The sequence below is a fragment of the Microlunatus speluncae genome (assembly GCF_009299835.1).
Classification (GTDB): Bacteria; Actinomycetota; Actinomycetes; order Propionibacteriales; family Propionibacteriaceae; genus Microlunatus; species Microlunatus speluncae.
In genome coordinates, this window is the sequence record NZ_VKCZ01000020.1 from 755,974 (window position 1) to 768,475 (window position 12,502).

10 protein-coding genes are annotated in these 12,502 nt (G+C 69.8%); 6 read left to right on the forward strand and 4 right to left on the reverse strand.

Annotated elements, in window-relative coordinates; genetic code table 11:
- Positions 1–76 precede the first annotated feature (76 nt).
- Positions 77–679 (forward strand): VOC family protein, encoded by a 603-nt coding sequence (locus tag FNH24_RS28975; protein ID WP_152365681.1) that lies wholly within the window; start codon positions 77–79, stop codon positions 677–679.
- Positions 680–689: 10 nt separating this feature from the next.
- Here the strand turns inward: FNH24_RS28975 and FNH24_RS28980 are convergent, their stop codons facing one another.
- Positions 690–1,907 carry a pyridoxal phosphate-dependent aminotransferase gene (locus FNH24_RS28980; RefSeq protein ID WP_152365682.1) on the reverse strand — a complete coding sequence of 406 codons (1,218 nt, stop codon included), beginning with the start codon at positions 1,905–1,907 and terminating at the stop codon, positions 690–692.
- Positions 1,908–1,940: 33 nt separating this feature from the next.
- Between FNH24_RS28980 and FNH24_RS28985 the strand changes: the two genes are divergently transcribed.
- Positions 1,941–3,269 carry a dipeptidase gene (locus tag FNH24_RS28985; RefSeq protein ID WP_152365683.1) on the forward strand — a complete coding sequence of 443 codons (1,329 nt, stop codon included), beginning with the start codon at positions 1,941–1,943 and terminating at the stop codon, positions 3,267–3,269.
- 83 nt (positions 3,270–3,352) lie between these two features.
- Here the strand turns inward: FNH24_RS28985 and FNH24_RS28990 are convergent, their stop codons facing one another.
- A complete protein-coding gene (locus FNH24_RS28990) occupies positions 3,353–4,744 on the reverse strand; it encodes a cation:dicarboxylate symporter family transporter (RefSeq protein WP_152365684.1) in 1,392 nt (463 codons plus the stop codon).
- A gap of 121 nt (positions 4,745–4,865) precedes the next feature.
- On the opposite strand from FNH24_RS28990, the gene FNH24_RS28995 reads away from it, so the two are divergent.
- The gene (locus FNH24_RS28995; RefSeq protein ID WP_217428592.1) at positions 4,866–6,473 is read left to right on the forward strand and encodes an ATP-binding protein; all 1,608 of its coding nucleotides are present in this window, start codon (positions 4,866–4,868) and stop codon (positions 6,471–6,473) included.
- Positions 6,470–7,162 carry a response regulator gene (locus FNH24_RS29000; protein WP_152365685.1) on the forward strand — a complete coding sequence of 231 codons (693 nt, stop codon included), beginning with the start codon at positions 6,470–6,472 and terminating at the stop codon, positions 7,160–7,162. Before FNH24_RS28995 ends, FNH24_RS29000 begins: the two co-directional genes overlap by 4 nt.
- On the opposite strand, the gene FNH24_RS29005 is transcribed toward FNH24_RS29000, so the two are convergent.
- Positions 7,140–8,861: a CDP-glycerol glycerophosphotransferase family protein gene (locus tag FNH24_RS29005; protein ID WP_152365686.1), complete on the reverse strand. Its 1,722-nt coding sequence runs from the start codon at positions 8,859–8,861 to the stop codon at positions 7,140–7,142. The genes FNH24_RS29000 and FNH24_RS29005 overlap by 23 nt on opposite strands.
- A 146-nt stretch (positions 8,862–9,007) precedes the next feature.
- Between FNH24_RS29005 and FNH24_RS29010 the strand changes: the two genes are divergently transcribed.
- On the forward strand, positions 9,008–10,288 hold the full coding sequence (locus tag FNH24_RS29010; protein ID WP_152365687.1) for a CDP-glycerol glycerophosphotransferase family protein: 1,281 nt from the start codon (positions 9,008–9,010) through the stop codon (positions 10,286–10,288).
- 10 nt (positions 10,289–10,298) lie between these two features.
- On the opposite strand, the gene FNH24_RS29015 is transcribed toward FNH24_RS29010, so the two are convergent.
- Positions 10,299–10,619: a putative quinol monooxygenase gene (locus FNH24_RS29015; RefSeq protein ID WP_152365688.1), complete on the reverse strand. Its 321-nt coding sequence runs from the start codon at positions 10,617–10,619 to the stop codon at positions 10,299–10,301.
- A gap of 128 nt (positions 10,620–10,747) precedes the next feature.
- Here FNH24_RS29015 and FNH24_RS29020 point away from each other — a divergent pair, with 128 nt between their 5' ends.
- The gene (locus FNH24_RS29020; protein WP_152365689.1) at positions 10,748–12,262 is read left to right on the forward strand and encodes an MFS transporter; all 1,515 of its coding nucleotides are present in this window, start codon (positions 10,748–10,750) and stop codon (positions 12,260–12,262) included.
- The last annotated feature ends 240 nt before the right edge of the window (positions 12,263–12,502 follow it).

The following is a 12,502-nucleotide window of genomic DNA, read 5'->3' on the forward strand; positions in this document are numbered from 1 at the left end:
TACTGTAGCATGCACATGTTCAGCCGGTCAGGAATCGAGAAGCGTGGGCGGCGGGTCCGGATCTAGCGTGATGATCATGAACTCCATCGATTCTGTGATCATCGAGACGCCCGATCCCGACGCCTCGAGCCGCTTCTTTTCCGCCGCCTTCGGCGTCGCCGGTCTGCTCCGGGTCCGGGAATCGGAGGCGGCGACCAGCGGCTTCCGCGGGTTCACGCTGTCCCTCGTCGTGGCCCAGCCCTCCACCGTCGACAGCCTGGTGGCCGCCGCCCTCGCCGCCGGCGCCACCGAGGTGAAACCGGTCAGCAAGTCGCTCTGGGGGTACGGCGGCGTCGTCCAGGCCCCCGACGGAACGATCTGCACGATCGCCAGCGGCTCGAAGAAGGACACCGGCCCGGCCACGTTGCAGATCGACGACTGGGTGCTCCAGTTGGGCGTCGACGACGTCGGTGCGAGCAAGCGGTTCTACGTCGACCGCGGTTTCACCGTGGCGAACGGCTTCGGCGGCACCTACGTCCAGTTCGACGGGGCCGAGGGGTCGGTCAAGCTCGCGCTCTACAAGCGGCGCGGCCTGGCCAAGACCACCGGTGTCTCCCCGGACGGCTCGGGATCGCACCGCCTCGCCGTCGTCAGCGACGCCGGCCCCTTCACCGACCCCGACGGCTACACCTGGGAATAGCCGGTTGGGTTCAGCGGCGGAGGGTGTCGAGGAAGTCGGCGATCCGCTCGATCGCCTCGGTCAGCACCTCGACATCGGGCAGGGTGACCAGCCGGAAGTGGTCCGGCTCGGGCCAGTTGAAGCCGCTGCCGTGGGTGACCAGCAGTTGCTTGGCCCGCAGCAGGTCGAGCACGAACTTCTCGTCGTCGTCGATGCCGAACAGCTCGGTGTCCAGCTTGGGGAAGCAATAGAGCGCGCCGCGCGGCTCGACGCAGCTGACCCCGTCGATCTCGTTCAGCAACCGCCAGGCGAGCTTGCTCTGCTCGTAGAACCGGCCGCCCGGCTCGATGAACTCGTTGATCGACTGGTAGCCGCCGAGCGCGGTCTGGATCGCGTGCTGGGCCGGCACGTTGGGGCACATCCGCATGTTGGCCAGCAGGGTCAGACCCTCGACGAAGTCGGCGGCCAGGTGCCGCGGCCCGGAGATCATCACCCAGCCGGCCCGGTAGCCGCAGACCCGATAGGCCTTGGACAGCCCGGAGAAGGTCAGACAGAGCACGTCGTCGGCGGCGAAGGCGGCGCTGTGGTGATGGACCGCGTCGTCGAAGACGATCTTCTCGTAGATCTCGTCGGAGAAGATCACCAGGTCGTGCCGCCGGGCGATGTCGACCAGGCCACGCACCGTCGCATCGGAGTAGACCGCACCGGTCGGGTTGTTCGGGTTGATGATCACGATCGCGTGCGTGTTGTCGGTGATCTTGGACTCGATGTCGGCCAGATCCGGATCCCAGCCGTTGTCCTCGTCGCTGCGATAGTGCACCGGGGTGCCGCCGGCCAGCGTCACCGCGCCGGTCCACAGCGGGTAGTCCGGCGCCGGGACCAGGATCTCGTTGCCGTCGTCGACGAACGCCTGCAGCACCATCGTGATCAACTCCGACACCCCGTTGCCGATGAAGACATCACCGACCTTGGTCTCGGTCAGCCCCCGGGACTGGTAGTACTGCGCGACCGCGGTCCGCGCCGAATAGAGGCCCCGGGAGTCGCCGTACCCCTGCGAGGTCGGCAGATGATGCATCATGTCGGCGACGATCGCCTCCGGCGCGTCGAACCCGAACAGGGCCAGGTTGCCGATGTTGAGCTTGAGGATCCGGTGCCCCTCGGCTTCGAGCCGCTCCGCCTCGGCCAGGATCGGGCCGCGGACGTCGTACCGGACCCCGCGCAGTTTGCGGCTCTGGATGATCGGGCGCATGACGCGATTCTCCCATTTCGTAGGGTGTCGGACATGACAGTACGTGCAGCGGTCGAACGGGTGATGCCCGGAGTCCTGGATGATCTCAAGCGGCTGGTCGCCGTCGAATCGGTCAGTGCCGACCCGGGCCGCGCGGACCAGGTCCAGCGCAGTGCCGAACTCGTGGCTGAGCTGGCCCGCGACGCCGGGGCGGCGTCGGTGCGGATCGCCACCGAGGCAAGCCAGCCGGCGGTGATCGCTTCCTGGCCGGCGCCGCCCGGAGCCCCGACGGTCTGCCTGTACGCGCACCACGACGTGCAGCCCGAGGGCGATCCGGCGCTGTGGGACTCGGCCCCGTTCGAGGCGACCGAGCGCGACGGCCGGTTGTACGGTCGCGGCACCGCCGACGACAAGGGCGGGCTGGCCGTGCACCTGGCCGCGCTGCGGGCCTTCGACGGGAAGCCGCCGGTGGGAGTGAAGCTGTTCATCGAGGGCGAAGAGGAGATCGGCTCGCGTGGCCTTCCGGCGCTGCTGCAGGCCCATCGCGACGATCTTGCCTCCGACATCTTCGTGATCGCCGACTCGGCCAACTGGGAAGTCGGGCAGCCGGCGTTCACCACCACCCTGCGCGGCCTGGCCGACTGCTACGTCGAGGTCCGTACCCTCGATCATGCGATCCATTCCGGCTCCTTCGGCGGCGTCGCGCCGGACGCGCTGACCGCCCTCTGCCGACTGGTTGCCACGCTGCATGATGATCAAGGAGACGTCATGGTGGCCGGTCTTGCGAGCAGCGAGGGCCCGGATCTGGAATATCCCGAAGATCGTTTCCGGTCCGAGTCCAGCATGCTCGACGGTGTACGTCAGCTGGGCACCGGATCGATCGTGCAGCGGCTGTGGACCAAGCCGGCGATATCGGTGATCGCGCTCGACGCCACCCCGGTCGCCAAGGCCTCCAACACCCTGCATGCGGTCGCCCGAGCCAAGATCAGCATGCGGCTCGCACCCGGCGACGACGCGCCCACCGCGCTCGAGGCGCTGACCAAGCACCTCGTCGCCAACGCCCCGTGGGGCGCCCAGGTGACAGTCACCGCGGGCGATGTCGGCCAGCCGTCGACGATCCCGTTCACCGGCCCGTACGCCGACGCCGCCCGGTCCGCGATGGCCGAGGCCTGGGGCGTCGAGCCGGTGCAGGTCGGCCAGGGCGGCTCGATCCCGATGGTGGCCGAGTTCGCCCAGGCGTTCGAGGGCGCGACGATCTTCGTCACCGCCGTGGGCGACCCCGACACCCGCGCCCACGGCGCCAACGAATCCCTGCACCTGGGCGACTTCCGCGCCGCCTGCCTCGCCGAAGCCCAGTTCCTGGCCAACCTGGCGACCCCCTGAACAAACCGCCGACCCGTCACATCCGCGGCCGTTTTTGCGGCGTGTCGAAGCGGATGTGACGGGTCGGCGGAGTCGGCCGAGGGTCAGCGGAGGGCGGGCCAGTCGGAGCGCTGCTGGTCCGCCGAGGCGGGAGCGGCCTCGGCGGGCGGCTGGTGGTCATCGACCATGGTGGTCTCGTCGAACGGGTCCTGACCGCCGAGGACCTTGTACACCTGGCCCATGTCGATGGTCCGGGTCCAGGTGCCGACGAGGAGGGTGGCGACCGAGTTGCCGGCGAAGTTGGTCAGGGCTCGGGCCTCGGACATGAAGCGGTCGATGCCGACGATCAGGCCGACGCCGTCGACCAGCTCCGGGCGGTGCGAGTTGAGCCCGCCGGCCAGGGTGGCCAGGCCGGCGCCGGTGACGCCGGCCGCGCCCTTGGAGGCGATCATCATGAACACCAGCAGCGAGATCTGTTCCGGCAGGCTGAGCGGGTCACCCATGGCCGAGGCGATGAACAGCGAGGCCATGGTCAGATAGATCGCCGTACCGTCGAGGTTGAAGGAGTAGCCGGTCGGCACCACGACGCCGACCGTCGACCGGTTCACGCCGAGGTGCTCCATCTTGGCGATCAACCGCGGCAGGGCCGACTCCGACGACGAGGTGGAGACGATCAGCAGGAACTCGCGGCCGAGATACTTCAGCACCCGGAAGATGTTCAGTCCGGTGAAGATCTTCAGCAGCAGCCCGAGCACCCCGAAGACGAACACGATGCAGGTGGCGTAGAAGCCGACCATGATCACGGCCATGCTCTTCAGGGCGTCCACGCCGGTGGCGCCGACCACGGCGGCGATTGCCCCGAAAGCGCCGATCGGGGCGGCCCACATGATCATCGCCAGCACCCGGAAGACCAGCTTCTGCAGGTGACCGATGCCGCGCAGGATCGGTTCGCCGGACTTGCCCATCGCCTGCAGCGCGAAGCCGACCAGCAGCGCTACCAACAGCGTCTGCAGCACGGTCTCCGTGGTCAGTGCGGAAAACAGGGTGTCCGGGATGATGTTGAGGATGAATTCGGTCGTCGACTCCTGACCGCCCTCGGCCTGCTGTTTGCCCTGGCCGGCGAGCTCGTCGGTCAGCCGCAGCCCTTCGCCGGGATGCAGCACGTTGCCGACCAGCAGCCCGATCGCCAGCGCCACGGTGGACATGCCGATGAAATAGATCAAGGCGATGCTGCCGACGCGGCCGACCTGTGCCGCGCTGCGGACCGAGCCGATGCCCAGCACCAGGGTGCAGAAGATCACCGGAGTGATCATCATCCGGATCAGGTCGACGAACCCGGTGCCGAGCGGCTTCAGGGCCTTGCCGACGTCCGGAGCGACCAGCCCGACGATGATGCCGAGCACCACGGCAAGGATCACGGCGAGATAGAGGAAGTGGGTACGGTCTCGCTTGCGGGGTGGCGGAGCGGTGGGGGTTTCGGCACCGGTGGACGACATGGTGACTCCTCGGGACGACGCTGTTCTCGAATCCGGACGCTCCAACGGTGGGGCAGCCTGAGCGGGACCGGCGGGTTTCGTACATAGAGTTCTTCCAACCCGAGTGCGATGGAGGACGGCGGTGGAGCGACACGGTGTGGCCCGGCGGCGCGGCCTGACCGTCGCCGGGCAGGTGATGGTGTTGCAGTTGCTGGCCGCCCTCGCCGTGATCGCGCTCGCGGCGGGTTTCGGGTACGTCGACGCCCGCGGCGACGTGGAACGGTCGGCGGGCGAACGGGCCCTGGCGATCGCGCGCAGCGTCGCCGACTCCCCGGAGATCGTCCGAGTGATCGGCACGGCCGACCCGTCGGCCCGGCTGCAGCCGTACGCGGAACGGGTCCGGCAGGACACCGAGACCGACTTCGTGGTGATCATGACGCCGGCCGGGATCCGTTACACCCATCCGAATCCGGACAACATCGGTGAACGGTTCATCGGCACCATCGAGCCGGCGCGGCAGGGCCGATCGCACGTCGAGCAATATGCCGGCACGCTCGGACCGTCGATGCGCGCCGTGGTCCCGGTGACCGACGACGGCACCGTGGTGGCGCTGGTCTCGGTCGGCATCACCATCGCCCGGTTGGATGCCGCGGTGTTGCGCACGCTGCCGGCGCTGGGGCTCGCGATCGGCCTCGCCCTGGTGATCGGGGTGATCGGCGCGGCGGCGATCGGCCGCCGGCTGCGACGGCAGACCCGCGGGCTCGGGCCGGCCGAGCTGAGCCGGATGTACGGGTACTACGACGCCGTGCTGCACTCGATCCGTGAGGGCCTGGTGTTGCTGGACGGGCGGGGCCGGGTGCAGCTGGTCAACGACGAGGCGATCAGGCTGTTCGGCCTGCCGCCGGACCCGACCGGTCGCTCGATCGAGACGCTCGGCCTGCCGGAGACCTTGACCCGGTCGTTGCGCGGCGACGATCCGGTCCGGGACGAGGTGCAGCTGGTGGCCGACCGGCTGCTGGTGCTCAACCGCCGGCCGACCACCATCGACGGGCGGGCGCTGGGCTTCGTGGTCACGGTTCGTGATCACACCGAGCTGCAGGCGATCGCCACCGAGCTGGACGCCGTCCGCGGGATGGCCGACTCGCTCCGGGCGCAGAGCCACGAGGCGGCCAACCGGCTGCACACGGTGGTCTCCCTGATCGAGATGGGCCGGGCCGACGAGGCGGTCGAGTTTGCCACCGCGGAGCTGGAGTTGGTGCAACGGCTGACCGACCGGGTGGTCGCAGCAGTCGACGACCCGGTCGTCGCCGCCCTGCTGCTGGGCAAGACCGAGCAGGCCTCGGAACGCGGCGTCGAGTTGGTGATCAACTCCGCCGACGTGGTCGGTGATCACCGGTTCCAGTCCCGGGATCTGATCACCATGATCGGCAACCTGATCGACAACGCGGTCGACGCCGCGGCCGGCCGGGTCGACGGGCTGCGCCAGGTCGCGGTGGAGATCGCGCTGCAGGACGATTCGCTGCGGATCGTCGTCGGCGACAGCGGGCCCGGGCTGAGCGCCGCGGCCCGGTTGCACGCCTTCGACCGCGGCTGGTCAAGCAAGTCGGGCGGCAGTCACGGCCGGGGGATCGGGCTGGCCCTGGTGGTGCAGACCGTGCGCCGCCTCGGCGGCCGGCTGGACGTGCAGCGCAGCGATCTCGGCGGCGCCGAGTTCGTGATCATGGTCGATCCGGCGGCGGGCCGGCGATGAGCTTCCGGGTGCTGGTGGTCGAGGACGAGCCCATCGCCGCCGAGGCCAACGCGGAATATCTGCGCCGGCTGGCCGGATTCGAGGTGGCGGCGGTGGCCCACTCCGGCCTGGAGGCGGTGCGGGCGCTGAACGAAGATCAGGAGGTCGACCTGATCCTGCTCGACATGAACCTGCCCGACACCCACGGGCTCGACCTGCTGCGCCGGGTCCGCGGCGCCGGCCGGGCCTGTGACGTGATCGCGGTGACCTCCGCCCGCGAGGTCGCCCTGATCCGGCAGGCGGTCGCCCAGGGTGTCGTCTCCTATCTGCTGAAGCCGTTCACCTTCGCCGGGTTCCGGACCAAGCTGGAGGCCTACGCCGCCTACCGGGAACAACTGGCCGGGGGTGCCGAGGTGGTGGATCAGTCGGCCGTCGACGCCATGATCGGCCGGCTGCGACCGGCGGCCGGCCTGGAGGAACTGCCGAAGGGACTCAGCCGGGACACCCTGACCCGGGTCGTCGGGCTGCTCCGCGACGCGCCGTCTTCGGCCTCCGAGCTGGCCCGGGCGATCGGCGTCTCCCGGGTCACCGCCCGGCGCTACCTGGAGCATCTGGCCGACGCCCGGTTGGCCGAGCGGGACGCACGCTACGGCGGGGCCGGCCGGCCCGAGGTCGAATACCGCTGGGTCAGCGGTCCAGGATCGCCTTGACCCGGTCCAGGAACGGCTCCGCGGCTTCCGGCCCGAGGCGATCACCCAGGCTGTAGCGGCGGAAGGCGAGCCGCTGCTCCCGGAGCTCGTCCGGGCCCAGGAGTTGATCAAGGACGGCGTCGAGCCCGGCCAGCTCCGGCTCGATCACGTACGCGGCCTGGGCCACCTTGAACTCGGTGCGGAACTCCTCGGCGCCGACCTTGGTCGACACCATCGCGAACGGCTTGCCCGAGGCCAGGAAGTCCGAGCCGACCGAGGAGACGTCGGTGATCAACGCGTCGGCCGCGTTCGAGCAGTCCGCCACGTCGAAGTCCCGTTCGGCCGCCGCCCCCCAGCGGTGCTCGCGTCCGGACTGACGTTGATCATCGGCCAGCAGCCGGTGCAGCTCGGCGATCCGTTCGGCGTCGCCGGGATCGCGGTAGCTCACCGGGTGCGGCCGGAAGATCACCGTCGCTTCCCGCTGCAGCAGGGCCCGGACGATGCCGGCGCCCCAGGGCAGCGAGGAGTAGTTGGTGCTCTCCCGTCCGCCGCGCCAGGTCGGGGCGTAGAACACGGTGCGCGGGCCGGCCGGCAGTAGGTCGTCGCGGACCATGATCTTCTCGATCTGCGGCCGGCCGACCAGGACGAACTTCTCCTCCGATACGTCGATCCCGTGGGCCGCGTACCGGTCGGCACCGAGCTGCCCGGCGACGAACAACAGGTCGTAGCTGGCGTGCCGCGGATGGAAGTTGGCCGGCTTGTCGGAGTCGCCATGGTTGAGCCAGACATGGGTCAGCTTCCGGAACCGCTGGAACGTCTGATTGGCCGGGCTGCCCTGGACGTAGAACGCGGCCCGCAGCGTCGGCACCACCATGGTGTCCAGGCTGCGGGAAACGTCGCTGGCCAGCGGGACCAGGATCGGCGCCGTGGTCAGTTCCTTGATCACGGCGATCGTCGCCGGCTCCCGGGTGATCACGACGAACGGGCGACCGATCCGCTCCAGGTACGGCAGCCACATCCCCAGCTGGTAGCCGGCGCCGGAGCTCGCCGCGTAGTAGACGGCGAACTCGGGCCGGAGCCGTTCCAGGGCCTGCGGGATGTCGCGTACGGCCCGCCGGCTGGCCACCCGCGACCGCACCGCGGCCAGCAGCACGACGGCGTTCAGCGGCACGGTGACCAGCACGACGATGATCAACCAGATCCAGCCGGGCAGGGCGAGGAGGGCCATCACCGCGCCGACCATGATCACTCCGAGCCCGGCCGGCGCCAGCACTCCGGGCGGCACGCGCGGACTAGCCGCGGCCGGCACCCCGGGCAGGTTGACGGCGTGCTGGAGCTTGCTGGTCAGGATCGACTTGATCATCGGCTCGCCCAGGGTGACCATGATCGCCACCCCGGCGGCGGTGAACGCCCAACCGGCATCGCCCGGCCGGCGAACGGCGGCGCCGGCGGCCACGGCGAGGAACAACAGCGACCGGACGCTGACGTAGTAGCCGATGAGTCGATCGCCGGCCGGCCGGACCAGCTCCCGGCGTCGCTGCCAGATCAGGGCCACCAGAGTGGCCACTCCGCAGGCCGCGCCGATCGTCCAGCTGACCGGGTCGCGACCGGCCAGCAGCAGGCACACGGCGGCCACGGCGCCCAGGTTGATCAGGCTCTTCCGGGTGTAGTCCGACAGGTGCCGACGCAGCATGCCGAGGCGGGCCCGGACGTCGATCATCCGGTCAGCGTAGTGCGTCGACTCGGCGAAGTCGGGGACATATAGAGCCCAGCTATGACCCCATCACCGGATCGATTCGCCGGATCACGATTCGCCGGCCGTCGTCCGTGTAGCGTTTCGCCCGACCAAGGAGGCGGGACCGAGGGATGGGGCATGATCTGCGGGCGGCTGCGACGCGCCTGATGGCGGTGCTGCGGCGCCGGAGCGAGACGCCGGACGTCACGCCACTGCCGGTGATCAGCACCTGGAACCTGCCCGGGGCCCCGGCGACCACGCCGACCGAGCCGCGAGCTGGCCGGGCGGCCCGGATCCGACTCGGCAAGGCGTTGCGGGCCCTCCGTCCTCGGTTCGCGATCGCTTATGCCGGCCACAACGGCGCGCAGTACCAGTGCCGGATGTGGGAGCCGTATCTGGCGGCGTCGGGCGAGCCGTACCTGATCGTCACCGACGACGCCCGGGCCGCCGACCTGATCCGCCGGATCAGCACCGCGCCGTTGATCTTGCTCGCCGAGCCCCGCCGGTCCGACCTCGAGCTGGTGCTGCCGAGGACGGTCCGGGCCGCCTTCTACGTCCAGAACAGCAAGCGGAACCGGCCCTTCCTGAAGCTGAAGCAGATCACTCACGTCTGGCTCAACCACGGCGACTCCGACAAACCGGCCAACTTCCGCAAGACCCACGCGGACTACGACCGGATCGTGACCTGTGGCGAGGCCGGCGTCGAGCGCTACGCGGCGCACGGCATCGTGATCGCGCGGGACCGGTTCGACATCCTCGGCCGGCCGCAGATCAGCGACATCGTCGATGGTCCGCGACCGGGCGGGATGCCGCCGACCGTGCTCTATGCCCCGACCTGGCGGGGGATCAGTCCGCGCAACGACTACACCTCGGTGCCGCTGGCGCCACAGCTGATCGCCGCGTTGCTCGAGCGCGAGCTGACGGTGATCTTCCGTGGCCATCCGTTCAGTGCCAAGCGATCCGAGGACCAGCGGTCGATCGCCGAGGCGCACCGGCTGCTGGCCGATGATCGAGAACGTAGCGGTCGCCAGCACGTCTGGGGTGCGGCCGCCGAGCGGGAGCGCTCGCTGGCCGACTGCGTGAACCTGGCCGACGCGATGATCGCCGACGTGACCGGCGCGGTCACCGATTTCCTCGCCTCGGGCCGGCCGTACGCGATGATGGCGATGTCCGAGCCGGACATCGAATCCTTCCGGGTCGCCTTCCCGATCAGCCGTTCCGCGTACGTGATCGAGCGGTCCCTGGCCAACCTTGACCTGGTCCTCGACGACCTGTTGATCACCGATCCGCTCGCCGACTACCGCGCCGAGCGGCGCCGCTACTACCTCGGCCCGCTGACCGGCCAGGAGTCGGCCGTGGCCGTCGCCGATTACGTCCGCCGGCTCGCCCGCGGCCGGCTGCCCGTCGGTTGATCAGCGCGGCTCACTCGATGGTGAGCTCGCCCATGGCGTCCCAGCCGTCGCCGTCGACCGACCGGCTGATGATCTTGGGCGTCGACGCCAACGCCTGCGGCAGGTCCTGCATCGCCCGCTTGAAGTGATCGCTGTTGACGTGCGGTCCGGCGCCGTCGTCGGTGAAGGCCTCCACCAGCACGAACTCATGCTCGTTGTCGACGCTGCGGGACCAGTCGAACCAGAGATTCCCGGGCTCGGCCCGCGTCGCCGCGGTGAAGCCGGCGACCAGCTCCAGCCAGCGGTCGGACCACTCTGGCTTGGTGGTGAATTTGACGACGATGAAATGCATCAGAGCCTCCGGGGGTACGACGAGCCGACGGCGTCATGATCCCACCGAATCGACCGGCGGTCAGGCCCCGGACAGGTTCTTCCGCCATCTGATTGCAATATGCAAGCAGTTGGATTAGGGTTCAAGGCATGGGAACGAACGGATCGGTACGGAACTGGCTCGGGCTGGTGGTGCTCGGGCTGCCCACGGTGCTGCTGTCGCTGGACATGAGCGTGCTCTATCTGGCGCTGCCGCGGCTCAGTGCGGATCTCGGCGCGAGTCAGACCGAGCAGCTCTGGGTCACCGACATCTACGGCTTCGTCATCGCCGGGTTGTTGATCACCATGGGCAACGTCGGCGACCGGATCGGCCGCCGCCGGCTGCTGCTGATCGGCGCGGTGGTCTTCGGCATCGCGTCGCTGGTGGCGGCGTTCGCTCCGACGATCGAGGTGTTGATCGCGGCCCGGGCCCTGCTCGGCGTGGCCGGCGCGACGGTCGCCCCGTCGACCCTGGCGTTGATCAGCAACATCTTCACCGATGACCGGCAGCGGGCGATCGCGATCGGGGCCTGGATGTGCTGTTTCATGGGCGGCAACGCCGTCGGCCCGTTGGTCGGCGGGCTGCTGCTGGAGCACTTCTGGTGGGGCTCGGTGTTCCTGATCGCGGTGCCGGTGATGATCATCCTGCTGGTCGCCGGACCGTTCCTGCTGCCGGAGTATCGGGCACCCGAGGCGAGCCGGCTGGACGTCCCGAGCGTGCTGCTCTCGCTGGCCGCGATCCTTCCGTTCGTCTACGGGGTCAAGGAATTCGCCCGCGGCGGGCCGGTCTGGATCGGGCTGGCCGCGGTGATCATCGGCGTCGGCTCCGCGGTGATCTTCGTCCGGCGGCAGCGTCGGCTGACCGCGCCCCTGCTCCAGCTGAGACTGTTCGCCGACGCCACGTTCCGGACCGTGATCGTGACGATGATCGTCACGGCGGCACTGATGGGCGGCACGTTCCTGCTGGTCTCGCTCTATCTCCAGTCGGTGGCCGGGCTGACGCCGCTGCAGGCCGGCGTGTGGCTGCTGCCGCAGATGGTCGCCATGATCATCGGCACCCTGGCCGCACCGGTGTTGCTGCGCTGGGTCCGCCGCGGGGTGCTGATCTGCGCCGGGATCGGGATCACCATGATCGGTTTCGCGGTGCTGATCGCGACCACGGCGACCGGCGGCCCGCTGGTGCCGGTGATCGGCTTCACCATCGCCTGCGCCGGCATCGGCGGCGCGACCGCACTGGTGACCGACATCGTGGTCGGCTCGGCCCCGGCCGACCAGGCCGGCTCGGCCTCAGCCATCTCGGAGACCGGCGGCGAGCTGGGCATCGGCCTCGGCATCGCCCTGCTGGGCAGCATCGGCACCCTGGTCTACCGGGCCGGGCTCGGCGCCGGCGCCCCGGCCGACGCGACCTCCGGCATCTCCCGCGCCCTGGCCCTTGCTGCCGAACTGCCCGCCGGCCAGGCCGAAGCCCTGATCGCGACGGCCCGAGCGGCGTTCACCCAGGGCCTGGTCGTCGTCGCCATGGTCGGCACCGTCGCGCTCGCCGCGGTGCTGGTCGCCTGCTGGCTCCGGATCGGCCGCCGCTCCGCCGTACCGGCCGAGGCCTCGGAGCTCCAGCCGACCTCATGATCCTGGGCGACGGGGACGCGGGCTTGTTCCGTTCCCTGAGCCTGTCGAAGGGCGGGCCCGATTCACCTTGGCCCTTCGACAAGCTCAGGGAACGGAACAAGCGATTGCCCGTGCCCGGCTTTGGTCGAACGGAACAGGCCCGCCGGCCCCGATGTCGAAATGCGGTCGGACCAGCCGGTCAAGCTACGATGAGGCCGTGGCGAGTGCTGATCACCGACCGGCCCACCCCTGCGACAGTTC